The organism is Bacteroidota bacterium (assembly GCA_039821555.1).
Taxonomy (GTDB): Bacteria; Bacteroidota; Rhodothermia; order Rhodothermales; family Rubricoccaceae; genus JBCBEX01.
This window is the reverse complement of the sequence record JBCBNX010000005.1, coordinates 201,940-226,674: the sequence shown is the minus strand read 5'-3', so window position 1 is coordinate 226,674 and position 24,735 is coordinate 201,940. Positions and strand designations below refer to the sequence as shown.

Annotated in this window: 15 protein-coding genes; 12 read left to right on the top strand and 3 right to left on the bottom strand. The window is 67.9% G+C overall.

Going from position 1 to position 24,735, the window contains the following annotated elements:
• The first annotated feature begins 20 nt into the window (after positions 1–20).
• On the top strand, positions 21–3,938 hold the full coding sequence (locus AAFU51_08545; GenBank protein MEO1571305.1) for an efflux RND transporter permease subunit: 3,918 nt from the start codon (positions 21–23) through the stop codon (positions 3,936–3,938).
• A gap of 464 nt (positions 3,939–4,402) precedes the next feature.
• Here the strand turns inward: AAFU51_08545 and AAFU51_08540 are convergent, their stop codons facing one another.
• A complete protein-coding gene (locus tag AAFU51_08540; GenBank protein ID MEO1571304.1) occupies positions 4,403–5,089 on the bottom strand; it encodes an HD domain-containing protein in 687 nt (228 codons plus the stop codon).
• A 105-nt stretch (positions 5,090–5,194) separates the two neighbouring features.
• Complete coding sequence (bshC, locus tag AAFU51_08535) at positions 5,195–6,865, bottom strand: bacillithiol biosynthesis cysteine-adding enzyme BshC (GenBank protein ID MEO1571303.1); 1,671 nt, start codon at positions 6,863–6,865, stop codon at positions 5,195–5,197.
• Between the two features lie 262 nt (positions 6,866–7,127).
• Here bshC and AAFU51_08530 point away from each other — a divergent pair, with 262 nt between their 5' ends.
• From AAFU51_08530 to AAFU51_08485, 10 genes are all read left to right on the top strand, one after another.
• Positions 7,128–8,345, top strand: a complete 1,218-nt coding sequence (locus AAFU51_08530) for a pyridoxal phosphate-dependent aminotransferase (GenBank protein ID MEO1571302.1) — start codon at positions 7,128–7,130, stop codon at positions 8,343–8,345.
• Positions 8,346–8,537: 192 nt separating this feature from the next.
• Entirely contained in the window at positions 8,538–9,815 is a 1,278-nt protein-coding gene (locus tag AAFU51_08525) for a site-2 protease family protein (GenBank protein ID MEO1571301.1), read from the top strand.
• A gap of 201 nt (positions 9,816–10,016) precedes the next feature.
• A complete protein-coding gene (locus AAFU51_08520) occupies positions 10,017–10,883 on the top strand; it encodes a hypothetical protein (GenBank protein MEO1571300.1) in 867 nt (288 codons plus the stop codon).
• Between the two features lie 253 nt (positions 10,884–11,136).
• On the top strand, positions 11,137–12,150 hold the full coding sequence (locus tag AAFU51_08515) for a D-alanine--D-alanine ligase (GenBank protein ID MEO1571299.1): 1,014 nt from the start codon (positions 11,137–11,139) through the stop codon (positions 12,148–12,150).
• A 214-nt stretch (positions 12,151–12,364) separates the two neighbouring features.
• Positions 12,365–14,074 (top strand): carboxyl transferase domain-containing protein, encoded by a 1,710-nt coding sequence (locus AAFU51_08510; GenBank protein MEO1571298.1) that lies wholly within the window; start codon positions 12,365–12,367, stop codon positions 14,072–14,074.
• Positions 14,075–14,083: 9 nt separating this feature from the next.
• Positions 14,084–14,407, top strand: a complete 324-nt coding sequence (locus AAFU51_08505; GenBank protein MEO1571297.1) for a hypothetical protein — start codon at positions 14,084–14,086, stop codon at positions 14,405–14,407.
• Positions 14,408–14,589: 182 nt separating this feature from the next.
• Entirely contained in the window at positions 14,590–15,159 is a 570-nt protein-coding gene (locus AAFU51_08500) for a hypothetical protein (GenBank protein ID MEO1571296.1), read from the top strand.
• Between the two features lie 138 nt (positions 15,160–15,297).
• Positions 15,298–17,886, top strand: a complete 2,589-nt coding sequence (locus AAFU51_08495) for an MMPL family transporter (protein MEO1571295.1) — start codon at positions 15,298–15,300, stop codon at positions 17,884–17,886.
• Positions 17,887–18,123: 237 nt separating this feature from the next.
• The gene (locus tag AAFU51_08490) at positions 18,124–18,900 is read left to right on the top strand and encodes an outer membrane lipoprotein-sorting protein (protein MEO1571294.1); all 777 of its coding nucleotides are present in this window, start codon (positions 18,124–18,126) and stop codon (positions 18,898–18,900) included.
• A 290-nt stretch (positions 18,901–19,190) separates the two neighbouring features.
• Positions 19,191–20,480: a hypothetical protein gene (locus AAFU51_08485; GenBank protein MEO1571293.1), complete on the top strand. Its 1,290-nt coding sequence runs from the start codon at positions 19,191–19,193 to the stop codon at positions 20,478–20,480.
• 38 nt (positions 20,481–20,518) lie between these two features.
• Here AAFU51_08485 and AAFU51_08480 read toward each other — a convergent pair whose 3' ends face one another.
• Entirely contained in the window at positions 20,519–22,255 is a 1,737-nt protein-coding gene (locus tag AAFU51_08480) for a T9SS type A sorting domain-containing protein (GenBank protein ID MEO1571292.1), read from the bottom strand.
• 158 nt (positions 22,256–22,413) lie between these two features.
• Here AAFU51_08480 and AAFU51_08475 point away from each other — a divergent pair, with 158 nt between their 5' ends.
• Complete coding sequence (locus tag AAFU51_08475) at positions 22,414–24,603, top strand: winged helix-turn-helix domain-containing protein (protein ID MEO1571291.1); 2,190 nt, start codon at positions 22,414–22,416, stop codon at positions 24,601–24,603.
• Positions 24,604–24,735 lie beyond the last annotated feature (132 nt).

Here is a 24,735-nt window from a genome sequence, read left to right as displayed (position 1 = left end):
CCCGCTAACAGCCCGAACCCATGACCATCACCAACCTCGCCATCGGGAACCGCATCGCCGTGATCGTGCTCACGCTGGTGCTCGTGATCGGCGGCCTGCTCGCCTACGTCAACATCCCGAAGGAGGCCGAGCCGGAGATCGAGTTCGCTACCATCGTCGTGACGACGATCTACCCCGGCGCGAGCCCCGACGACATCGAGTCGATCATCACGCAGGAGATCGAGCGCGAGGTCGTCTCGGTGGACGGCATCGACGACCTGCGCAGCACCTCGTCGGAGGGCGTCTCGACGGTCGTGATCGAGTTCACGCCGGACGTGGACGTGGACGACGCTGAGATCGACGTGCGTGAGGCGGTAGACCGCGCCAAGGTCGAGTTCCCGAGCGAGGTCGAGGAGCCCATCGTCTCCGAGATCGACACGAGCGAGTTCCCGGTCATCACAATCAACCTCGCCGCCGACTACTCGCTCGCCCAGCTCCGCGACGTGGCCGAAGACCTCCAGGACGAGGTCGAGTCGGTGCCCGGTATCCTCGACGTAGACCTGATCGGCGGGCTCACGCGCGAGGTGCAGGTCAACGTCGACCTCGCCGCGCTCCAGGGCTACAACCTCACCTTCAACGACGTCATCGAGACGATCCAGGGCGAGAACACCAACATCCCCGGCGGCTCGGTGGACGTGAGCCGCCTCAACTACCTCGTCCGCGTGGACGGCGAGTTCGACACGCCCGAGGAGATCGAGAGCCTCGTGATCGACGCGCCCGGCGGACGGCCCATCTACGTCCGCGACGTGGCCGAGGCGCGCATGGGCTTCAAGGACCGCGACTCGTTCGCCCGCCTCCAGGTGCTCCGCACGGAGGTCGAGGACGGCGAATACGTCCTCAACGACGACCCGCAGAACCTCAACGTGGTCTCGCTGAGCGTTAAGAAGCGGCCGGGCACCAACATCATCGAGGTCGTCGACCGCGTCCGCGAGACCGTCGCCGAGTTCCCGATGCCCGGCGGCACCGAGATCACCTTCACGGGCGACTCGTCCGAGAACGTCGAGACGCTCGTGAGCGACCTCGAGAACAACATCATCTCGGGCCTCATCTTCGTGGTGCTGGTGCTGCTGTTCTTCCTCGGCGTGCGCAACGCGACGCTCGTGGGCCTCGCCATCCCGTTCTCGATGTTCCTGAGCTTCGTCATCTTCGCGGTGATGGGGCAGACGCTCAACTTCATCATCCTGTTCAGCCTCATCATCGCGCTGGGCATGATGGTGGATAACGCGGTCGTGATCATCGAGAACATCTACCGCTACCGGGAGATGGGCTACGACCGCTGGGAAGCCGCGCGCCTCGGCACGGGCGAGGTCGGCATGGCCGTCGCGGCGTCCACAGCGACGACGGTGGCCGCGTTCGCACCGATGCTCTTCTGGCCGGGCATCATCGGGCGGTTTATGAGCTACATGCCGCTCACGCTCATCGTGGTGCTCTCGGCGAGCCTCTTCGTAGCGCTCGTCATCAACCCCGTCGTGACGGGCTACTTCATGCGCCTCGACGGCGAGGCGAAGCCCAAACGCAGCCGCCAGTTCCGGATCGGCGTGACGGCGCTGATCGTCTTCCTCGGGGTCGTGATCGGGCTTGCCAACTGGAAGACCTTCGTCTTCCTCGCCGTGTCGATCCCGGTGCTCTACTTCCTCCACAAGTACTTCCTCGGCCCGTTCTCGCTGCGCTTCCAGACCCAGACGGTGCCGCGTCTCACGGAGCGCTACCGCGTCTTCCTCAGCTGGATGCTCGACCGCGACTACAGCGTCAAGCGGGCGATGCTCCGCAACACGCTCGCGCTCGGCAGCTTCACCGTCGGCTTCCTACTGCTCATCGGCGGCGCGATGCTCGGCGGTGTAAGCCAGGCGGCCTCGCAGTTGCTCTTCGTCCCCGGTCTGGCGCTGCTCGCCCTGGGCGCGCTCGGCATCGTGATCCATGCCATCGAGACGATCATGCTCGGGCGGATGGGCTCGGTCAAAGCGGGCCTCGTCTTCGGTGCGGTAATCGGGACCTTGTGCGCGTTCCTGTGGCTCGGCGGGCGCATCGAGTCGCCGCTCATTGTCATTGAATTGATGCTGCTCCCGACGGTGGTCGTGGTGTTTGGCTTGCTCGGAGCGCTCGTGCTCGGCCAGCGGACGCGGCTCCTTCTCACCGACAACCGCGCGCGGCTGCTCACGGCCACGCTCGCCTCGCTCATCGCCATCGTCGCGATGTTCCAGGTCGCGCCGACGGGCGTGGAGTTCTTCCCGCCGAACGACCCGAACTTCATTCAGGTCAACGTCGAGGCTCCGCTCGGGACCAACATCGACGCGTCCAACGCCATCGCGGACGAGACGTACGAGCGCATCGAGCGCGTGCTCGCCGAGAACGCCGACAGCGAGGCGAACGTCAAGACCGTACTCACGCAGGTGGGTATTGGCGGCGATGCCCAGTTCGGAGGCGGCTCTGCGAGTCCCGAAAACAGCTCGATCACGATGACGATGAAGGACTTCGCCGACCGCGCGGAGCCCAGCACGATGACGCTGCGCAAGATCCGCGAGCAACTCAGCGGCATCCCGGGCACCACGTTCGAGGTCGTGAAGGACCAGAACGGCCCGCCGACGGGCAAGCCGGTCAACATCGAGATTGCAGGCGAGAACTTCGACCAGATCGTGGTGGTCTCGCAGGCGATCAAGCAGCGCCTCATCCAGGGCTCGCTGGAGATCAACCCGGAGACGGGCGAGACCTACCTCGCGGGCATCGTCGACATCGGCGACAACCTCGACACGGGCCGGCCTGAGTTTCAGGTGGACATCGACCGCGAGCGCGCGGCGCAGTTCGGCCTCTCGACGCGGCAGATCGCGCAGACCGTCCGCGCCGCCGTCAACGGCATCGAGGCGAGCACCTTCCGCACGGGCGAGGACGAGTACGACATCACCGTCCGCCTCCGCGAGGAGGACCGCGAAAGCCTGGAGACGCTCCGCAGCCTGACGATCCTCTACGAGGGCCAGCAGATCCCGCTCGTCTCCGTCGCCGACATCACCGTGGGCAGCGGCCTCGGCAACATCACCCGCCTCGACCAGGAGCGTGTGGTGACTGTCTCTGGCGGAGCCGCGGAGGGCGTCAACGGCAACGCGCTGCTCGCTACCGTGCAGGGCTACCTCGCGCCGTACGTCGACAACGAGGTACCGCCGGGTGTCACGATCCGCTACACGGGTGAGAGTGAGGACCAGGCGGAGAGCTTCGGCTTCCTCACGACGGCGCTGCTCATTGGCCTCGCGCTCATCACGCTGATCCTGCTCCTGCAGTTCAACTCGGTCGGCAACACGCTCATCATTATGATCGCGACGGGCCTCTCGCTCACCGGCGTGATGCTTGGGCTAATCCTCACGCGGACGCCGTTCGGCCTGATGACGTTCATCGGTGTGATCTCGCTCGCAGGCATCGTCGTGAACAACGCGATCGTGTTGATCGACTACATCGAACAGCTGAGACACAAGCAGGGCAAGGAGAAGCAGGAGGCCGTCATCGAGGGCGGCGCGACGCGCCTCCGCCCGGTGCTCCTGACGGCGCTTACGACGGTAATCGGCCTCGTCCCGCTCACGTTCGGCCTCAACATCGACTTCGTGGGCCTCATCACCGACCTCGACCCGGCCTTCCAACTCGGCTCGGAGAACACGCAGTTCTGGGGGCCGATGGGCACGGCGATCATCTCGGGCCTGACGTTCTCGACGTTCCTGACACTTGTGATCGTGCCGGTGATGTACTCCACGTTCGACTCCATCGCGGCGCGCTTCGGCACGTCCTCCGACGAGGCGACGAACACGGCGCTCCACACCGACGCCGCGCTCGTCCCGGCCCCGTCGCGCCTGCTTCCCGAAGGCGACGGCGCAGGTGGCAACGGCTCCACGGTCCGCCCGACGCCGAGCGCAGGCTAGCACTAGGCAACGGCTCTACATCCGGATCGGCTCCCCGTTAGCAACCGCTGCGAGGAGCCGATTTAGTTAGGGTCAGTGGCGCGCATGCTGTGCCTCGACAAGCGCTACGGTGCCGAGGGATATGGTGCCGAGGGACAGGCTGGCCACACGGGTGCCTGAACGCGAGGAAGCAACGAGCCAGGCCTGCTGCTGAACTTGCCGTTTGAATTGAAGTGCGGGCTGCGGCGAGACGCAGGTACACGCGAGCAGCGCCAGAAAAAGGGCGTTTTGTCGACTGCAATCCGGCTTGGGTCGGCTAGGAGACTGCGGAGTACCCCACATATCCCGGGATCACGGGATAGGCACGGCGCGCCCGAATGGTTAGTCTAGCACTCAAGGAACGCTCATGGCTCTGGGCGTTGACCCGGTGTCTCCCCGTGGTAGGGAAAGACACCGGGTCGTTTTTTTTGTGCCTGCCTGGGGCGTTACCCCCGCTCAGCCAGAAGCTCGTCGAACCGACTCATCTCCTCGCGGAGCCGGATTCGCTGCGGATCGAGACGTTTATCGCTGAAATGCGCGGTTGCGTCGAGGACAGCGCTGAAGTACCACTGCTGCTGCGCCGGTCCGGCTGAGAGGCCGCGCAGCGAGCCGTCGGCATGGCGCGCCCGGGTGAAGATGTCGCGGCCGCACGCGAGCCCTTGGTTCATCGTCCAGAGGTTGTGCAGCTTGTCGGCGAGCGAGATCGCGGCGGCCTCGTCGGTGCCGTCGGCGAGTTGCTGCACATACGTTTCCTTGCGCACCTGCCACGGTAGGAAGCGCCCGCTCTCGGCCTTCTTCGGCTCGGTCACGGCGAGGACCCGGTCGGCAACGCCGGGCGTCGTCGCGGCGGCGAGTTGCTCGTAGCTGAGGCCTTGCCCGTAGCGGTTGGCGTCCTCGATGGTGTCGTGGAGGAAGGCGGCGGCTATGGTCTCGTCGTCCCAGCCAGCGCGCTGCACCGTGAGCGCGACCGCGGTGACGTGGGCCATCACGGGGACCCGCAGCACGGCGACGGGCTCGCCCACCTCGACCTGCGGTACCTCGAACACGGCCGGCCGCCAGCGGCTCTTGCGGTAGGTGCCGTCGTGCCACTCCGCCGCGAGTTCGACGGCGCGCTCAATGAGAGGACTGAACATTCCGGGTGTGGACGTGTGAGGGGGCGAAGGTGTGAACGTAGGGCCTGAAGGCGGTGGCAAGGGCGGTTCCCGCATTCTCTTTCACACGTTCACACGTCCGTGCGCTCATACCTCCCAAACGGCATGCTGGGACGTATCGAGCGGCAGTTCGGCGTGCCAGCGGTGGAGGAGCGCGGGGCCGTACTTGTTGAGGAAGTAAAGCGCCGAGAGGCTGCGCTCCTGCAGCTTTCCGCCGGGCACGAGGCCAACCGCGGCTTTTTCGAGGTGGTCGAGGATGACGTCCTCGTTGCGCTTCTGGGCGCGTTCGATGCGGTCCTTGAGCTTGGCGAATTCCTTCTGGAGTGCCGCGCGCGTCGCCTCGGCGCTGGACACGAGGCCCTTGTCGATGGACTCGATGAGCGGCTTGAGCGAGTTGATCGACTGGTGGAGGCAGCGCTGCGCGTCGCCGAAGGCGGCCCCGAGGTCGGCGTCGGCGGCGGCGAGAGCGAGACGGCGGTGGAGCACGTGGAGGTCGCCCTGGAGATCGGGGAGGGCGAGGCCGTAGCGGTCGAGCACCTTCTGGATCTTGCCTTCCACGAGCGTCGCGCTCGCGCGCGGGTAGACGACCGGCATCGGCACGCCGAAGCGCTCGTAGATGCCGCGGTACTGTGCGAAGTAGGCGACCTCGCCCGGCCCGGCAACGTAGGCGGCCGTCGGGAGCAGGCTGTCCTGCGTGAGCGGTCGGAGCACGACGTTGGGGCTGAACCGCTCCGGGTGCGCCTCCAACTCGGCGATCAACTCAGCCTGGGTGAACGTCTGCTCGGTCCCGCGCAACCGGAAGCCGCTCGCGCCTGAGGGGTCGGGTTCGCCGTCAGGGCCCTCAAGGGGGTCGATGGCCGTGCGGGCGTCGTCGGTGAGATAGAACAGGTTCACCGGCATCGGCGTGACCTGTGCGTGGAAGTCGGCACGAAGGGCATCGCTGGCCTGCGCCATCGCGTCGAGCGTCGCGGCGGGGTCCTCCAACTCGGCGCGGAAGAGCGGCGTCACAAGCCGGTGCAGCCGCACATCGTCGTCGGCGATGAAGACGAGGCCCGAGGGCGCCTCCAGGTCGCCGAGCAGCGCCACCATCAGCCGCCCGAAGGCGTCGAGGACCGACGTGCCGGGGGCGTAGGCGGCGCGCACCTTCGCCATGAGCGCTTCGCGGAACTCGGTCGGGAGCAGCGCCTCCTCCAACGCGTCCAGCGCTGTCGTCACCGCATCGGTCAGTACGAGCCGCCCGACGGCTCCGCGGTCTGCGTGCGGGGCGGCGCCGTCGTCGTAGACGATCCGCTGCAGCTCGTTACGGTGGGTCACCGTGAGCGCGCGGATCTCGGCGAAGTCGTGGTCCTCGCCTTCGAGCCAAAAGACCGGCACCACGCGGCGGTCGGTCTCCTCGGTCATCTGCCGCGCGAGTTGGAGCGCCGTGAGCGTCTTGTAGAGCGTGTAGAGCGGTCCGCCGAAGAGCCCGAGCTGCTGCCCCGTCACCACGGCTGCGGTCTCGCCATCGCGCAGCGCTTCGATGTTGGCGCGTGCTGCGTCCCAGGCCGTGCCGTCCTCTGTGTACCAGCGGCGGTTCTGGTCGAGGAGGATATCAGCGAGGGCGTCCCGGTCGCGCGGGTGGTCGGCAGCTTCTTCGGCAGCGGTCGCGCGTGCCACGAGATTGTAGGGCGCGCGGGCGTAGTGCGCCAGCAGGGCCTCGTCCCCGGAGGCATAGGCACAGAAGAGGTCGGTGAAGCCGTCGAGGCGGGCGTAGGTCACGGGGCAGACGAGGGGCGAGGCGAGAGAGGACGGGGTGGAGGTGGTAGGCCGCGAGGCTGAGAGGGGTTGCACCGCTCCGTGTATTCTTCAGACTACAGCGCCCCGCGAAAAACGAGGACGCGTCGGGAACGAGGCGAAAGGCGCGTCGTCTCGTGGGCACGCGTCCTGAAGGCCCTTCGTGTTCGCCGACGCTCCATTGCTGCGCGTGCCTTACGCTCCCGATCTTGGGACCCCGTCTTCTCGCGCCCCCACCGCCACCGCCATGCCTGCCCTCACCGACCTCAACCCGCGCGTCGCGGCCATGCAGCCCTCGGCCACGATGGCCATCTCGGGCCGTGCCAAGGAACTCAAGCGCCAGGGCCGCCCCGTGATTGCGCTCTCGGCGGGCGAGCCCGACTTTCCGACGCCGCGCCCGGTCTGCGAGGCGGCCGTGCGCGCGATCCGCGACGGGCACCACGGCTACACCGCCAACCCCGGCATGGCCGACCTCCGCGAGGCCATCGCCGAGAAGCTGCGCCGCGACAACGGGCTCACCTACGACCCCGCCACGGAGATCGTCTGCTGCAGCGGCGGCAAGCAGGCCATCGCCGAGACCGTGCTGGCCGTGTGCCGACCCGGTGACGAGGTGCTCGTGCCCGCGCCGTTCTGGGTGAGCTACCCCGAGCAAGCCCGCCTCGCCGGCGCCACGCCCGTGATCGTGGACACGTCGCCCGCCGATGGCTACCTGATGAGCCCTGAGGCGCTGGAGGCAGCCATCACGGACAAGACGCGGCTTCTGGTCTTCAATTCGCCCTCGAACCCGACGGGCGCGGTCTACAGCCCCGACCAGATCGAAGCCATCGCGATGGTGCTGCGTCGCCACCCGCACGTGCTCGTGCTCTCGGATGAGATCTACGAGTATGTGGTCTACGACGCCGAGCACGTCTCCATCGCCGCGTGCGAGGGCATGCGCGACCGCACGATCGTGGTGAACGGCCACTCGAAGGGCTTCGCGATGACCGGCTGGCGGCTGGGCTACCTCGCCGCGCCCGCGTGGATCGCAAAGGCCTGCGCCAAGATCCAGGGCCAGTTCACGAGCGCGCCGTGCGTCATCACGCAGCACGCCGGGCTCGCCGCCTACCGGATGTACGCCGACGAGCCCAACTGCCTCGACGGGATGATCGCCGCCTTCCGCCGCCGCCGCGACTACGTCCTCGGCCGCCTGCGCGCGATGCCGGGCGTGACGTGCCCCACGCCCGAGGGCGCGTTCTACGTCTTCCCCGACATCTCGGCACATCTCGGCAAGAACGCCCCGACGGATACGGTCATCAATGACTCGACGGCGCTCTGCCTCTACCTGCTGGAGCATCACAACGTCGCTGCCGTGCCCGGCACCGCCTTCGGCGCGCCCTACGGCCTCCGCCTCTCCTACGCCGCCAGCGACGACGACCTCCGCGTCGCCCTCGACCGGATCGAGATGGGGCTGAACGAGTTGGGGTGAGTGTGGCCGTAGAGGTGGGGTTTCCCTTCGGAACCCTTCCGCTGGCTCCCCCCGTTCTGCGTCGCCTCCGCACTTGCGTGCTGCGCTCCTCGAACTGTCCCCCTCATAGGTGAGGGGGACAGCCCCGCGACTCCTCGCTAGAGGAGCGGGGCGGGGGGAGTTGGACGCTTCAATTGCAACACGCGCATCCCTTTGGAAACATCTCCCCGCCCCGACCAGAGATCGGCCGCCGACCACGGGCTGCTCGTCAACTACGACGCCGCGCTCCAGCAGAAGCAGCGCGACCGCTACGGGCTGCACCTCGGCCTTTTTTTACTGACGTTCGCGGCCTGCACCTTCATGGGTAGCATTTGGGTCGGGCGCGCTGCGCTCTATCCTGAGGGCGGCTGGCTGGCATTCGGCGAACCTGGATGGTGGACGCTCGCCATGGACGGGCTGGCCTATGCCGTGCCGCTGCTGCTCTTCCTGACGTGCCACGAGTTCGGGCACTACCTCGCCGCGCGCTACCACCGCATCGACGTCTCGCTGCCGTACTACATCCCGCTGCCTGACTTCGGTGCGCTCGGCATCTTCTTCCACTTCGGGACAATGGGCGCGGTCATCCGCATCCGCGAGCCGCTGCGGCGGCTGAACCACCTGTTCGATGTCGGCATCGCGGGACCGCTTGCCGGGTTCGTGGTCACCCTCGGTGCACTGATCTACGCGCTCCTGACGCTGCCGGGCCCGGAGTACCTCCTCGGCGTGGGCGGCCCGGCACATGAGGCGCTGGTGCAGGCCTGGCAGGGGACCGGCGTGGCGCCGCCGCCATCGCCCAGTGGCACCGGCTTCCCAACCATCGTCTTCGGCGAGACGTTGCTGATTAGCCTGCTCGCGGACGTGGTGCCCAACTTCCCGCCGATGCACGAGATCTACCACTACCCCGTGCTTTTCGCGGCGTGGATCGGGCTCTTTTTCACCGCACTCAACCTGCTTCCGGTTGGGCAACTCGATGGCGGGCACATCACCTTCGCGCTCTTCGGCGACCGCTGGCACCGCATCATCGCCCGGGCGACGGTCTTCCTGATGATTCTCTCCGGCGGGCTCGGCTTCGTGGACGAGATCCCGCTGATGTTCCAACTCGGCTTCGGCTGGTCGGCGCAGCTCGCGAACGTGGCGGTGTGGGCGCTGCTCTCGGGCGTGCTCTACCTGTTCCTCAACCGCATGTTCGACCGCGTCCTGCGGCTCGCTGCGCCCGCGTTGATCGCGGTGACGCTCGCCATCGCGCTCGGCTCGCGCGTACCGGGGCTGACCGAGGCGTTCGGCTTCTGGTTCTGGCTCGTCTGGGTGGCGCTCATCGTCTATCTCATCCGGATTGAGCACCCGCCTGTGCTGATCCCGGAGCCGCTCTCGCCGCGCCGCCGCCTGCTCGGCTACGCGAGCCTGCTCATCTTCCCGCTCTGCTTCACCTTCACGCCGATCTATCTGCTGTAGCTGGCGAAGGTCGAAATGGTAAAGCGCGGGTCGAATTTTTACTAGGTCGGCCTGACGCGAATGAGGATAGGCTTCGGCTTGCTGTGACCCACAGGCTGCCCACGGTCCACGCCGGACGACTGTTCTGAGGGAGCAGGGTCGCTGAAACCCCGAAAACGCGGCGGTCGTAGCGGCGGCAGTCACCAACACCCCGAAGCCGTCATGCCCGACCGCATCTACACCGAGGACCAGGTGCGCGCCATCATCAAGCGCGCCGTCGAGTTGCAGGAGCACACGCCCAAGCCGGAGCACGGGTTGACCATTGATGAGCTGGAGCGCCTAGGTGAGGAGGTCGGGCTCGACGCCTCGTTCCTTCGCATGGCCGCCTCCGAGGTGGCGAACACGGGGCAGACGCTCCAGCGGCGCTCCGAGATGACCGACACCCACGTGGTCGTGGAGCGCTGGATCGAAGGCCCCCTCTCGACCGAGGGCTGGGAGGATGTCGTGGCGATGCTCCGTGAGCGCTTCGGAATCGACGCCGCCGCCTACGGTGGGAAGAGCGGGACGGGCGGGCGCGTTGAGACGGTCGGCAACGCGCAGGAGTGGGTCCACACGAACGGCCTCGGCGTCGAGACGCGCGTGGGCGTGTCGGAGCGCGGCGAACGCGTCCGGCTGCGCCTCTCGCAGCGCGTCGGCCACGCGAAGCCGGAGACGGAAGGCAAGTGGTACGGGGCTGGCCTCGGATTCCTGCTTGGTGGCATCGCTGGAGGCGTTGCGTCAAGCATGAGCGAGATCGGCGCGATCTTCCTCATCGTGTTTGCCGTGGTGACGGTGCTCAGCACGTTCGTCGCCGCACCGATCATCGAAGGCCTCGACCGTCGCTGGCGCCAGAAGAAGCTCGACGGCCTCAACACCCTCGCCGATGAGGTGATCAATACGCTGGCCTCGCCCGTCGGCGTGGCTGCGGGCGAGCGCACGCCGCTGCCCTCACGAACGTCACAGGTGACGGCCACCCCGCCCCTGACGCTGGACGAGGAGGCTCCGGTGGAGACGGCCGCTTCCGCGACGAGTACCCGCACGCGGGCGTGAGGAGTGTGCCTTGAGAGCACGCGAGTTGTTGCAGGAAGTGAGGCCACGGTCGAGTTGACTGCGTGACGGAAACGCAGCCCCGTGCTATCGTAGTAGTCGAGTGGGTCCCCGCATGCGCGGGGATGACTTGAAAGGCAAGGTTGGAGAAGGCGTGTAGACCACGCTACCAGACCAGCGAGGATTTCGCTTGACGGCGGCAGCGTACGCGAGCAGCTTTGGTCCACTCTCCACTCTCCACTCTCCACCCTCCACCGTGACCATCGGCCTCGTCTACGACCGCTTCGGCGACACGCCGCCGCCGCCCGGCGCTCCACCCGACTGGGACGCAGAGTACGAGCCCGAGGAGACCGTCGCCGCGCTCGAAGCGGCGGTGCGAGCGCTCGGTCATACGCCTGTCCGCATCGGCTCCGCGCGGGCGCTCCTCGACCGGATGCCGGACCTGCTCACCGGTACGCTGCGCCTCGACGCCGCGATCACGATTGCCGAGAGCTACGGCAGCCGCAACCGTGAGGCGCACGCGCCGGTGCTGCTCGAACTCGCGGGCGTGCCGTGCCTGGGCTCCGACGCGCTCGCGCTCTCGGTGTCGCTCGACAAGGCACTCACGAAGACGTTCGCCCGCGCCGCTGGTGTCGCTACGCCGGACTGGCGCGTCGTCCGTGAGCCGTCGGATCTGGAACCGTTCGATCTCGTTTTCCCTGTCTTCGTGAAGCCCCGCTACGAGGGCACGGCTAAGGGCATCGCGCCATCGAGCCGCTGTGACGACCTCGCCGCGCTCCGTGTCGAAGTCGAGCGGCAGCAGGCGCTCTATGGGCAGGACCTCCTCGTGGAGCAGTTCGTCGAGGGGGCCGAGTTCACGGTCGCGGTGGTCGGTAGCGATCCGCCCGAAGGCGAGGGCTGGGAGGCACTGCCGGTGCTCCAACGCGCCGTCGAGCGAACAACGGGCATCGGCCTGCACGCGCTGGAGCGATATGAGGACGCGGCGGCACCTTTTGCCTATGACCTCCCAGGCGGCCTCGACGCCGACCTCGAAGCGCGCCTCCATGCTGACACACTCGCCGTCGTCCGCGCCCTCGACGCCCGCGACTTCGCCCGCGCCGACTTCCGCGTCGATGCCGAGGGCCGCGTCTGGTTTCTCGAAGTCAACACGTTGCCCACTTTTGCACCGGACGGCACGTTTGCCATCATTGCGGCGCTGATGGGGCAGTCGTACGAGACGCTCCTTGCGGAGGTGCTAGCGCGTGGGCTGCGGCGGCTCGGGGTCGAGTGACTAGCGACTGGCGAATAGGGGAGATGGACGTGGCGAATGCGCTTGATGCGGCATCTGTGGTCCGTTTGCTTCCACGCCCCACGACATTCTTCGCACGCCTTTGGAAAGCGCTTCCGGAAAGCCCCGTCTATCTTGGTAGTCTGTCCGTTTCTCTCGCCTGTGCTGCGCGACAACCACAGTCTGAACACGCAACACGTAACACGCACCACGGCTCATGCCCGACGCCGCCACGCTCCCCGACCTCGGCGCTCCCGCCAACCTTAACGCGGCCTACGAGCGTCGCAAGGCGCACTACGAAGCGCTGCTTGACCGGCTCCGCGAGCGCGAGGCGCAGATCAAGCTCGGCGGTGGCGCCAAGCGCATCGAGCGCGAGCATAGCCGCGGCAAGCTGACGGCCCGCGAGCGCATCGCGCACCTCGTGGACGGTCCCAACATCGAAGAGAACCCCAACTTCATCGAGCTGGGCCTCTGGGCCGGTGACGGGATGTACGAGGACGAAGGCGGCTGCCCGGCGGGCGGCGTCGTGATGGGGCTCGGGCGCGTGGAAGGGCGGCTCTGCGTGATCGTCGCCAACGACGCCACCGTCAAGGCGGGCGCGTGGTTTCCCATCGCGGCGAAGAAAAACCTCCGCGCGCAGGAGATCGCCCTCGAAAATCACCTCCCGATCCTCTACCTCGTCGACTCGGCGGGCGTCTTCCTGCCGATGCAAGCCGAGATCTTCCCCGACAAGGAGCACTTCGGGCGCATCTTCCGCAACAACGCCGTGCTCTCGGCGCGCGGTATCCCGCAGATCGCCGCCATCATGGGCTCGTGCGTGGCAGGCGGGGCCTACCTCCCGATCATGTCGGATGAGGCGCTGATCGTGGACGGCACCGGCTCGGTCTTCCTCGCGGGGCCGTTCCTCGTGAAGGCGGCCATCGGCGAGGAGACGGACAACGAGACGCTCGGCGGCGCGAGCACGCACTCCGAGATCTCGGGCGTCACGGACTACAAGATGCCCAACGACGAGACCTGCCTCGCCACGATGCGCGACCTCGTCGGCCGCTTCGGTGCCCGCGACCGGGCTGGCTTCGACCGCATCGAGGGGCAGGCCCCGGCGTTCGACGCCGACGAACTCTACGGCCTCATGCCCGAGGCGCGCAACCAGCCCTACGACACACGCGACCTCCTCGCGCGCATCGTGGACGCCGACTCGTGGACGGAGTACAAAGCTGGCTACGGCCAGACGCTCCTCTGCGGCTACGCCCGCATCGACGGGTGGAGCGTGGGCATCGTCGCCAACCAGCGGCAGATCGTCAAGGCGAAGTCGGGCAAGAAGTCGCACACCGACGAGATGCAGGCGGGCGGGGTGATCTACTCCGACTCCGCCGACAAGGCCGCGCGGTTCATCATGAACTGCAACCAGAAGCGCATCCCGCTGGTGTTCTTCCAGGACGTGACCGGCTTCATGGTCGGCACGCGCTCCGAGCACGGTGGCATCATCAAGGACGGCGCGAAGATGGTCAACGCCGTCGCCAACTCGGTCGTCCCGAAGTTCACGGTCATTATTGGCAACTCGTTCGGCGCGGGCAACTACGCGATGTGCGGCAAGGCCTACGACCCGCGCCTGATCGTGGCGTGGCCGACGGCGCGCATCGCGGTGATGGGCGGCCAGCAGGCGGCGAAGACGCTCCTGCAGATCCAGAAGGCGAGCCTCAAGCGCAAAGGCCAGGCCCCGTCGTCGGAGGCGGAAGAGCAGGCGCTCCTCGACGAGATCACCGCGCGCTACGAGGCGCAGATGCAGCCCGAGTACGCCGCCGCGCGCCTCTGGGTGGACGCGATCATCGACCCCGTCGCGACGCGGAAGCTGCTCGCCTGGGGCCTCGAAGCTGCCGACCACGTCCCCACGATCCCAGCGTTCAATCCGGGCGTGATTCAAACATAGGACAGGACGATGGGCCAGCTAGATCGCGGGCAGACGAGTCGAATCGTCTACATCGAACTGAAGACGGGCTACAACGGCGACGGCCCCGCGCGCATCGGGCGCGTCACCTTCTCGAAGTCGGGGCGCTCGCTCTACTACCGAGGGCAGCGCTTCAAGCGGATCAAAGGCGGCGGTGCGGCGGGCAACTACTACGAGGTGGAGAGCGGCGACGAGTACTGGATCTCGGGCATCAAGACGGACGGCCGCGACCGACATTGGGCGGGCTCAGGTCGGGTCCATGTCGATGAAGATGTGCGCGACGAGTACGAGCGGCTGCGCCAGAACAGCGAGTGACCAGGGACAAATTACGGCAGTGACCGTGCTGCTGCCACCCTGGCGCGGTGAGGTGTCCCGCTTCTGTCACGATGGCGCGAAATCGGTGGCGTGGCTCGTTGGGCACGGTGTTGTCTGTTGTACCAGGCAACACTACCGCATCCGTCGCGCTTGCTGCCTCGGGTGCCCATCCGGACCCGACCATGATCCACCAGACGCTCTTGATCGCGCTCGAAGACGCCTACCGCACCGCGCCCGCCCATGCCCACCGCCTCGACGTCGTGAGCGTCGGCATCGGGGCCTCGCGCGTCAAATTCCGGCTGCTCGACACCGACGAGGGGCCCGACGGCCGCGTGGACCGCGCGCTCTTCGCCAAGGCCCTCGGCGACGCCGCCCGCCTCGCCGCGCAGTCCGTAGCCGACGGCCGCGCTATCGCCAGTGAAGGCTTCACCGTCGCCGTGCAGCGGCTCGACGTGACCGGCCCCATCGAGGCGCAGGCCCGCGTGGCCGGGGTCGCCGAAGACCGCGTGGTCGTCCGCGCGCTCCTCTTCGACGGCGACGGCGAGCAGGTCGGGCAGCTTCGCGGCCTGATCCAACTCGCCCCGGCGTACGACGAGTTTGCGGACCCGGTCGACGAAGGCGCGATCCGCGACGCGGAGGCGCTGCTCGACGACGAGCCCGAGGACGCCGTCGAGGACGAAGCGCCCGCGCGGGCCCGCATCCCAACGGCCTTCGTCTGGCAGACGCCGCACGGCAAGCTGTTCATGAACTGAGCGGCCCCGGCTGATCGGCCAGGCTAGACCCACCCAGCGCGGCGGTGCTCCAGAGCGAGCGCCGCCGCGTTCGTTTGCGGCTGCTCCGGCGACGGCGCTTCTATATTCCCGCCGTTCCGCTCTCCGCATCGCGCCCTTATGTCCGTCGCCCATTCTCTCACGGCACTGTCCACGCAGCGGCCCCGCTGGGTCTTCGCGGGCGTGCTGCTGCTCACGCTCGGCCTCGGTGCGCTCATCCCGCGCCTCCAGATCGACACGGACCCGGAGAACATGCTGCCGGAGGACCAGCCCGCGCGCGTCTTCCACCGGGCCGTGAAAGCCGACTTCGCGCTCTACGACTTCCTCGTCGTCGGCGTCGTCAACGAGGCGCATCCGAGCGGCGTCTTCAACGCCGAGACGCTCACGCGCGTCCACGCCCTCACGCGCGGCATCGAGGCCATCGACGGCGTCGTGGCGCACGAGGTGCTCTCGCTCGCCACCGTGGACGATGTGCGCTCCGACGGTGAGGGTGTCGTGCGGTTCGACTGGATGATGGACGAGCCGCCCTCGACTGACACCGAGGCGCTGGCGATTCAGGCGGCGGTACAACGCCAGCCCGTGTTCCTGGGCACGCTCGTGAGCGAGGACCGCCAAGCGGCGGCGATCTACGTGCCCATCGTGGACAAGAGCGAGAGCCACCGGGTTGCCGAGGAGATCCGTACCCTCGTGGCGAGCAGCAGTGGTGACGAGGCCGTGCACATCACTGGGCTGCCTGTCGCCGAGGAGACGTTCGGCGTCGAGATGTTCGTGCAGATGGGCGTGGCCGCGCCGATGGCGGGGCTGATGGTGTTTTTCATGCTGTGGTTCTTCTTCCGCAGCTTCGCGCTCATCACCTCGCCGATGCTCGTCGCGCTCGCGACCGTCATCGCCACGATGGGGCTGCTGATCGGGCTCGGCTTCCCGGTCCACATCATGAGCTCGATGATCCCCATCTTCCTCATGCCCATCGCCGTCGTCGACTCGGTCCACATCCTGAGCGAGTTTGCGGACCGCTACAGCACATCAGGCGACCGCCAGCAGGCCCTCGCCGAGGTGATGGAGGAGCTGTTCACGCCGATGCTCTACACCTCGCTGACCTCGGCCGTCGGCTTTGCCTCGCTCGCCTTCGCCCCGATCCCGCCGGTGCGCGTCTTCGGCCTGTTCGTGGCGTTCGGCATTCTCCTCGCGTTCGCGCTCACGATCCTCTTCGTCCCGGCGTATATCACCGTGATGAGCGAGGCGCAGCTCGCGAAGATGAGCCGAGCCGCCGCGCGCTCCCTCGAACGTGGCTCGTTCCTCTCCACAGGCCTGCTGCGCCTGGGCGACCGCGCCGTGCGGTTCAGCAAGGCCGTCGTCGTGGCGGCCGTGGCGCTCGTTGCGTTCAGTGCGTGGGGCGTGGCGCAGATCACGATCAACGACAACCCGGTGCGGTGGTTTAGGGCGAGCCACGAGATCCGCGTCGCCGACCGCGTCCTCAACCAGCACTTCGGCGGGACCTACGACGCCTACCTCGTCCTGCGCCACGACGGCGAGGCCAGCCCTACCGCGCTCATCGACGAGGCCGAGGCGGTGGTCGAGTCCGCAGGCAATCCTGTGCTGACAGCGCAGTGGGCGGACCTCCGAGCCGACGCGGACGGCGATCTCGATGCGCTGCTCGATGGCGTCTACGACGCACTCGATTTCGCGGACATGGGCGAGGCCGACACAGACGAGGTGTTGGCGGTGTGGGAGGACGTACTCGCCGTGCTCGAAGGCGGCGGCTCGGGCGGGACGTTCCGCGACCCCGCGACGCTCTCCTACGTCGAGGCGCTGCAGGCCACGCTCCTCGCCACGGACCACGTCGGCAAGTCGAATGCGCTGCCGGACCTCGTCAAGACCGTCCACCGCGCGCTACGCGACGGCGATGAGGCCTACTTCTCGCTCCCCGAAACGTCCGGCGGTGTGGCGCAGACGCTGCTCAGCTACCAGTCGTCGCACCGCCCGAACGACCTCTGGCACTTCGTCACGCCCGACTACGACGCCGCGACGATCTGGGTGCAGCTCAAGAGCGGCGACAACCAGGACATGCTCGCCGTGACGGAGCAGGTTGCCGCCTTCATCGCCGCAAACCCGCCGCCGGGGGGCGTGACGGTCGACTGGGCGGGGCTGACCTACCTCAACGTCGTCTGGCAGGAGGCGATGGTGAACGGCATGCTCAACGCGCTGCTCGGCAGCTTCGCGATCGTGTTCGTGATGATGTTTGTGCTCTTCCGCTCGCTGTGGGTTGCTTTGCTGGCCATGCTCCCGCTCTCAGTCACGATTCTGTTTATCTACGGGCTGATCGGCTGGGTCGGGAAGGACTACGACATGCCGATTGCGGTCCTCAGCTCGCTCACGCTCGGCCTCTCCATCGACTTCGCGATTCACTTCCTGCAGCGCTCGCGCGTTCTCCTCGCCGAGTTGGGCGACTGGCCCGCGGCCATGCAGGCGCTGTTCGCCGAGCCTGCGCGGGCGATCACCCGCAACGCGCTCGTGATCGCCATCGGCTTCCTGCCGCTCTTGGTCTCGCCGCTCGTGCCGTACAACACCGTCGGCGTCTTCCTCGCCACCATCATGGCTGCCTCGTGCCTCGCCACGCTCCTGCTGCTGCCAGCCGCGATGGGTACCGCGCGTAGCTTGCGCGGCCGTCGCAGCGGCTCTATGGCGCCCGCGTCTCCAACCTCTCCCTGACCCATGCTTCGACGTACTGCTGTGGCTACTATCGCTTACCAGAAACAACCGAGCATGGAGTCGCAACGGCTCCCCCCGTTCTCATCGTCTCCCTGTGGTCGCTCTTCGAACTGTCCCCCTCGTGCACGAGGGGGACAGCTTGGCCGCCGTCCAGGCGTGTCAAGCGGGGGGAGCCGCACAAAGCTCGACGCACACGCTGCGTTGAAGAGATTGCTAACCTTTGAGAAATTGGTGGCGATGCTGCTCCTCGCGCTCGTGTGGACAGGACCCGCCTCTGCCCAAGACCTCACCGACGTCGAGGCGATCATCGACCGGGCCAACCGCTCGGCGTACTACGCGGGCGACGACGGACGGGCGCAGGCGCGGCTCACCATCGTGGACGCCCAGGGCCGCGAGCGCGTCCGGCAGTTCACGATCCTCAGGCGCGACCGCGCCGACGGCGGCGACCAGGACTACGTCGTCCTCTTCAGCCGCCCTGCCGACGTGCGCGGCACCGTCTTCCTCGTCAAGAAGCAGGTCGGGCGCGACGACGACCGCTGGCTCTACCTCCCCAGCCTCGACCTCGTCAAGCGCATCGCGGCGGGCGACAAGCGCACCAGCTTCGTCGGCTCTGACTTTCTGTACGAGGACATCTCGGGCCGCGCCATCGAAGATGACCGCCACGAGCTGATCGAGGCGACCGACACGCACTACGTCGTCCGCAACACCCCCGTCGACCCTGGCTCGGCCGAGTTCGCTGCGTGGACCGTCTGGATCGACAAGACCACGTTCCTCCCGATGACGATGGAGTACGTCGATGCCGACGGCGACGTCTACCGACGCATCGAGACGCTCGCTGTGGAGACCGTGGAGGGCCACCCGACGGCGACGACGATGAAGGTGTCCGACCTCCGCACGGGCGGGCACACGATCTCCGAGATCCGCCGTATCGACTACGACCTCGATATCCCCGAGGCTGTGTTCACCGAGCGCACGCTCCGCAACCCCGACCGCCAGTGGTTCCGCACACGGTGAGGCCACTCATGGTGAAAGAGGGCGTGAACGCACTTCAGTGCCATCCCCGCGAACGGGCTGGCAAGGGGAGGGGCTCGCAAAGACGATGTCATTCCGAGCGAGCGCAGCGAGTCAAACCGAAGGCTCCCGCGAGTAAAGAATCTCCGTGCCGGCACCCAAGCCTCACCTTGACCTGGAAATACAACCGAGATCCTTCGGCTCCATTCGCTAGGCGAATTCCGCTCGGGATGACCACGGTTAGACAGAGAGGTCACACTCCTCTCCCTCTCGAGATCTGGTTGAGTCCCCAGATGGCAGTGCACGTCCTCTTCGTGATGCTGCTCCTGCTTGCCGCACCCGCTGTGCTCGCCCAGGAGGATGATTGGGACGACGACTGGGACGATGAGGCTGCGCTGCCCGTCGAACTGCACGGGATTGTCGAGGTCGGGACCGCGAGCCGCCTCGTGGACGACCCGACGCAGCCGGGCGACTTCGTGATGAACGAGGCGCGGTTCCGGCTCGACCTGGAGCACGTCACCGACCGCGCCGACCTTCGCTTCGAGGGCGACGTGATCGCCGACGAGGTGACGGAGCGTATTGACCTCGACATCCGGCAGGCGCTCGTGGCACTGCAGCCTGGGAGCGCCGTCGCGCTGCGTCTCGGGCGCCAGGTAATGACGTGGGGCACCGGCGACCTGCTCTTCCTGAACGACCTCTTTCCGAAGGACTTCGTCGCCTTCTTCATCGGGCGCGACGACGAGTTCTTGAAGGCTCCCGCCAACGCCGTGCGCGCGACGGCCTACAGCCCCGTCGCGAACCTCGACGTGGCCTGGATGCCACGGTTCACGCCGGACCGCACGCTCACGGGCGAGCGGCTGTCGTTCTTCGACCCCATCTCCGGGCAGCGCGTTGGGATGGAGACGCTGGATGCGCCCATCGAACCGCGGCTCCCCGACGCCACGCTCGGCCACAGCGAGGTGGCGGTGCGCGTCTACCGCACGCTGGGCAGCGTCGAGGCGGCGCTCTACGGCTACGCCGGATTCACGAAGCAACCGTTGGCGTTCGACCCTGCCGCAGGGACGCCGACGTACGCGCCGCTCAGCGCAGTCGGTGCCAGCCTGCGCGGCGAGCTCGCGGGCGGCATCAGCCAGGCCGAGGTCGCCTACTACGACTCGCGCGACGATCGAGACGGGACCGACCCGTTCATGCCGAACAGCCAACTGCGCGGGCTCGTTGGGCACGAGCGCGAGCTGGCGACCAACCTCACGCTCGGGGTGCAGTACTACCTCGAACACACGCGCGACCATGATGCGCTGATCGCTAACAGCTTTGCCCCCGAGGTCGAGCCGAGCGAGACGCGGCACGTCGTCACGAGCCGGTGGACGTACCTGCTGCGGCAGCAGACTGTCGTGCTGTCGCTCTTCGCCTTCGTCAGCCCCAACGACGGCGACGGCTACGTGCGGCCCGTCGTCCAGCACCAGTGGAGCGACGCGGTCACGTTCACACTCGGCGGCAACCTGTTCTTCGGAGACGCCCCCACGTTCTTCGGGCAACTCGCCGACAACACGAACGCCTACGCCCGCGTGCGCTACAGCTTCTGAGGCGGGCGAGCGGCTGCGGTCGTCAGCCATCGGCGAATTCAGCGCGTCAGCGTGAAAAGGCGATGCTCGGTATGGTTTGCCACATGGAGCGTGACGAGATAGAGGCCCGCCGGAAGGTCGTCGAGACGGGCCTCCAGCGTGTGGGAGCCCGCGGCGCGAACGTCGTCGAGGAGCACAGCGACGGTGCGGCCGAGTAGGTCGTGCAGCGTGACGCGGACGGGACCGGCTTCGGCAAGCGATAGCGGCAGCGTGAAGTGCCCGCGCGACGGGTTCGGGTAGGGCGCGTCGAGCACGGCGCCGCGCGGGGTGGGGTCCGGCTCTCCGGCTACCGACACGGCACCTTCGTAGGCTCCGAGGTCGGGCGTAGCGCCGGACACGCGCGGCAGGCGGAGCAGGTCGAGCGGAAGCGGCTCGGTGGTGTCGCCGTCGTTGTCGAGGTCGTAGGTGTCGGGCGGGAGCACGTCGGCATTGCCCGCGTCGAGGGCGGGCGAGCCGGTTTGGAGGCGCAGGTCGCCCGCGTCATTTTCTCCGTTGGTGCCGGGGGCGCGGACGAAGCGCGGGGCGGCGTCGAGGATCACGGAGCCGTCGGCATAGCCGCCTTGTACGAGCGCGTTCGCGAGGTCGAGCGTGGCGCTGCCCTCGTTGCGAACTTCGCTGCTGTTGCCCCAGAGGACGAGGTTGCGTGCCGTCAGAGTCGTGCTCCCGCGTTGCCCGAGCGCGCCCGCGCCGTTGACGGCCGTGTTGCCCGCGAACGTCGCGCCGATGAGCGTCGGGGTGCTGCTGTTGTTTTGAAGCGCCCCCGCACCGGCGTCGGTGGTGTTGAGCGCGCGGTTGTTCGCAAAGACGACGTTCACCATGAGCGCATCGCTGCGGTCGTCGTTGATCATCGCGCCGCCGTACTCGCTCGCCTCGTTGCCCTCGAAGACTACGTTGATGAGCACTGCATCGGCGTCGCGGAAGTTGTCGAGTGCGCCGCTGTAGCGCGCCGTGTTGCCGAGGAACACGGCATCGATCACGACGGCGTCGCAGCCAGTGTCGTTCGTCATCCCGCCGCCGAGGATGCCCGCGGCGTTGTTCTCGAAGCGGACGCGGCGCAGCACCGGAGTCGCGGAGCCTTTGCACGACATCCCGCCGCCGCCGCCCTCGGAGACGTTGTCGCGGAAAACGATGTCCTCCAGCACCGCGTTGCAGCCCGTACCGCAGAAGACGCCCGCCCCGAAGGCCGCGCGGGTGCCAGCTTGATCGGCGCGATTGCCCGTGATGAGGAGGTGGCGCAGCACCGGCTCGCCGCGCAGCAGGTAGAGCCCGCCGCCTCGGTTGCGCGGCGAGGTGCCGTCTGCGCGGGCACCCGTCACGGTGAAGCCGTCGAGCACCGTCGTCCCGTCTACGTCCTCGCCGGTGACGATCTGGTAGGTGTTGTCGGTGTCGTCGCCCAGCGTGCCGATGCCGCCGCTGAGAATGGTCGGGTTGGCCGTCCAGTCGCGCTGGTCACGGGCTGTCTCAGTGCCGGCAAAGCCGCCGTAGAGCGCGACGCCCGTACGCAACTCGAACGAGGCCGTCCGGTCGGTGCCCTTGGTGGGGCGGTAGGTGCCTTCGGCCACCCACAGTTCGGCTCCGAGGGGCGCCGCTGTGAGCGCGCTCTGAAGGTCGGCATAGGCATCGGTCCAAGACGAGCCGTCGGCGTTGCCGGTGGCGTCGGCGTCCACATAGACGATGGACTGAGCAGTGCTGGGGAGCGCAACGAGCGTGAGCGCGAAGACAAAAAGGCGAAGCATTGCGAGGGTGTCGGGTGAGCGAAACGAAAGCGCTGCAGCGTAGCCCGCTGCGCCTCGTCGTCCCGTGCCGAGAGGCTGACGACCGCCTGACGTTTTCCTGACGACGCCGATTTGGCCCCGAAATCGACGGGGCAGAACGCCGCGCGCCTCCATCGACCGTGCCCGCTGCCGGTAGCTTTGGCCTCCTCGACGCTCTGCATCCGATGCCTGACCTCGCTCCCGACCGATTCCGCCTGCACGAATGGGAGGTCGAGGTGCGCGCCAACGCATTGCGTCAGGTCGAGACAGGAAAAGTGGGGCGCGTCGAGCCCAAGGTGATGGCGGTGCTCGCCTGTCTCGCAGCGGAGGCTGGCAAACCAGTCACGCGCGAGGCGCTGATGGCGAGCGTGTGGCCCGAGGTCGTCGTCTCGGAGGACGCGCTCAACCGCGCCGTTTCGAAGCTGCGCCGCGCCCTCGGCGACGACCCCGCCGCGCCGCGCTTCGTGGAGACGATCCCGACAGTCGGCTACCGGCTCGTCGCGCCGGTCGAGCCCATCGTCGAGCCAGACCCGCTGCCTGGTGTGAAAGGGGGGCGTGGTGCCATCGGACTGACGGCTGCCATCGGACTGACGGTTGCCATCGGACTAACGGTTGCCATCGGGGTGGGGCTGTTGGTGCTTCTGGTCGCCTTGCTGCTTGGGCGATCGTCAGAGACAGCGCCGACGGTGCGCCCGCTCACCCGGGCAGCAGGAGCCGAGATCCACCCCGCGCTCGCGCCCGGCGGCCAGCGCGTCGCGTATGTGGCGCTTCCGCGCGGCGGCACCTCCTACGACCTCGCCGTGCAAAGCCTCGACGCCCAACGGACCGGGGGCGCACCGCTTCGCCTCACCGACGATCCGGACAGCGACGTGCATCCCGTCTGGCACCGCGACGCCGACGCGCTGTGGTTTCTGCGCTGCGCCGAGCCGCTCGTCTGCACCGTCTGGCAGGTCGCTGCCACGGGCGGCGCACCGCGTCGTCTCACGGACGTGCCTGTCGGCCGGTGGGGCCTCGCGGCGGCCGACGGCGCGCTCGTGGCCCTCGTCCGCGACTCGCTCACGGGGCCGTATCGCCTCGCTGCACTCGACCCGGCGACGGGTACGCGTTGGCTCCTCACCGACCCGCCTGCCGGAACGCTCGGCGACCTCTATCCATCGGCATCACCCGACGGACAGACCATCGCCTTTGTTCGCCACGATGCGCAGGGCGAGGAAGACCTGTTCCTGCTCGGTCTCGATGGGGGGCCGCGCCGAATCACGACCGACGGGCGAGGCATCCGTGGACACGCCTGGACGCCCGATGGATCGTCGATCGTCTATGTCGCCAACCGCGACGGAGCGGAGGCGCTGTGGCGTGTGGGTCTGGATGGAGGCACGCCCACGCGGCTGCCCGTAGCGGCGGCGGGGCGGTTGCGCTCGCCGACGCTGGCAGCTGGGCGGCTCGTGCTGGCCGCGCAGCAGGTCGAGATCGATCTCTTCGCATGGGACGCGGCGACGGACTGGCAGCCGCTCGTGACCTCGACCGCCGAGGACACCGCTCCGGTGCTGGCCTCTGATGGTCGCCTTGCGTTTGTCTCGACGCGGTCGGGCGCGCCGGAAGTCTACGTCGCCGAGGACGATGCGCCGCGCAGGTTGACCGACTTCGGTGGTCCGCTGGTCGGTGCCGTGCGCTGGAGCCCCGATGGGCAGCGTCTCGCGTTCGAGGCGCAGGTGGAGCAGCAGGCAAGCGTCTATGTGCTCGACGCCGCGGGCGGACAGCCACGCGCGCTCACCGACGCGGCGGGCTACGACGTCGGCCCGCGTTGGAGCGCGGATGGGCGCTCTGTCTATTTCGGTTCCAACCGTCCCGATCCAATGACCGTCGACACGCTCGCAGCGTGGGCGCTGTGGCGCGTGGAGGTCGATGGCGGCGCGCCGGAGCGCGTGGGGCCGCTCGGCAGCTACGTCGGCGAGGCGTTGCCTGCAAGCCCGGTGCTGCCGGAGGGCGGCCTCGTGTACATGCGGCAGACCGAGCCCGGGCTGTGGCTCCGCCCGAGCCGCACCGCGCCTGAGGAGCGATTGCTCGCGGATCTCGCACGCCAGGACTGGGGCAACTGGAGCGTCGTCGATGCCGCGACCGATCCTGCGATCGTCTATCCCCAGCGTAAGGGCGACGGCGTCGAGATTCGACGGCTGCGCCTCGCCGACCGGAGCGACACGCTGCTCACCACGCTCGACGCCTTGCCGGGGCGCATCCAGGGGCTCGCGGCGTCGCCCGATGGGCAGTGGCTGGTGGCGGCACAGACCGTCCGAGCCGAAAGCGACCTCGTGGTGGTCGAGCCCATTGAGTGAGCCTTGAAGGCCCGATGCAGATGCGCGGGCGGGTACGATGCTTGCGCGCTCGCACGTTGTCCGCGCGCACGGGCAAAGAGCGTGTTAAGCTGAACCCGCGCACGGCATCGGCGTAACCGCGCCGTCTTCCCA

Bases quoted from the DNA above. Each gene is read 5' to 3' on its own strand.
- AAFU51_08545 (MEO1571305.1), top strand. From the start codon at position 21: ATGACCATCACCAACCTCGCCATCGGGAACCGCATCGCCGTGATCGTG.
- AAFU51_08540 (MEO1571304.1), bottom strand. From the start codon at position 5,089: ATGTTCAGTCCTCTCATTGAGCGCGCCGTCGAACTCGCGGCGGAGTGG.
- AAFU51_08520 (MEO1571300.1), top strand. From the start codon at position 10,017: ATGCCCGACCGCATCTACACCGAGGACCAGGTGCGCGCCATCATCAAG.
- AAFU51_08485 (MEO1571293.1), top strand. From the start codon at position 19,191: ATGGCAGTGCACGTCCTCTTCGTGATGCTGCTCCTGCTTGCCGCACCC.
- AAFU51_08500 (MEO1571296.1), top strand. From the start codon at position 14,590: ATGATCCACCAGACGCTCTTGATCGCGCTCGAAGACGCCTACCGCACC.
- AAFU51_08480 (MEO1571292.1), bottom strand. From the start codon at position 22,255: ATGCTTCGCCTTTTTGTCTTCGCGCTCACGCTCGTTGCGCTCCCCAGC.
- AAFU51_08505 (MEO1571297.1), top strand. From the start codon at position 14,084: ATGGGCCAGCTAGATCGCGGGCAGACGAGTCGAATCGTCTACATCGAA.
- AAFU51_08490 (MEO1571294.1), top strand. From the start codon at position 18,124: ATGCTGCTCCTCGCGCTCGTGTGGACAGGACCCGCCTCTGCCCAAGAC.
- AAFU51_08510 (MEO1571298.1), top strand. From the start codon at position 12,365: ATGCCCGACGCCGCCACGCTCCCCGACCTCGGCGCTCCCGCCAACCTT.
- AAFU51_08530 (MEO1571302.1), top strand. From the start codon at position 7,128: ATGCCTGCCCTCACCGACCTCAACCCGCGCGTCGCGGCCATGCAGCCC.
- AAFU51_08495 (MEO1571295.1), top strand. From the start codon at position 15,298: ATGTCCGTCGCCCATTCTCTCACGGCACTGTCCACGCAGCGGCCCCGC.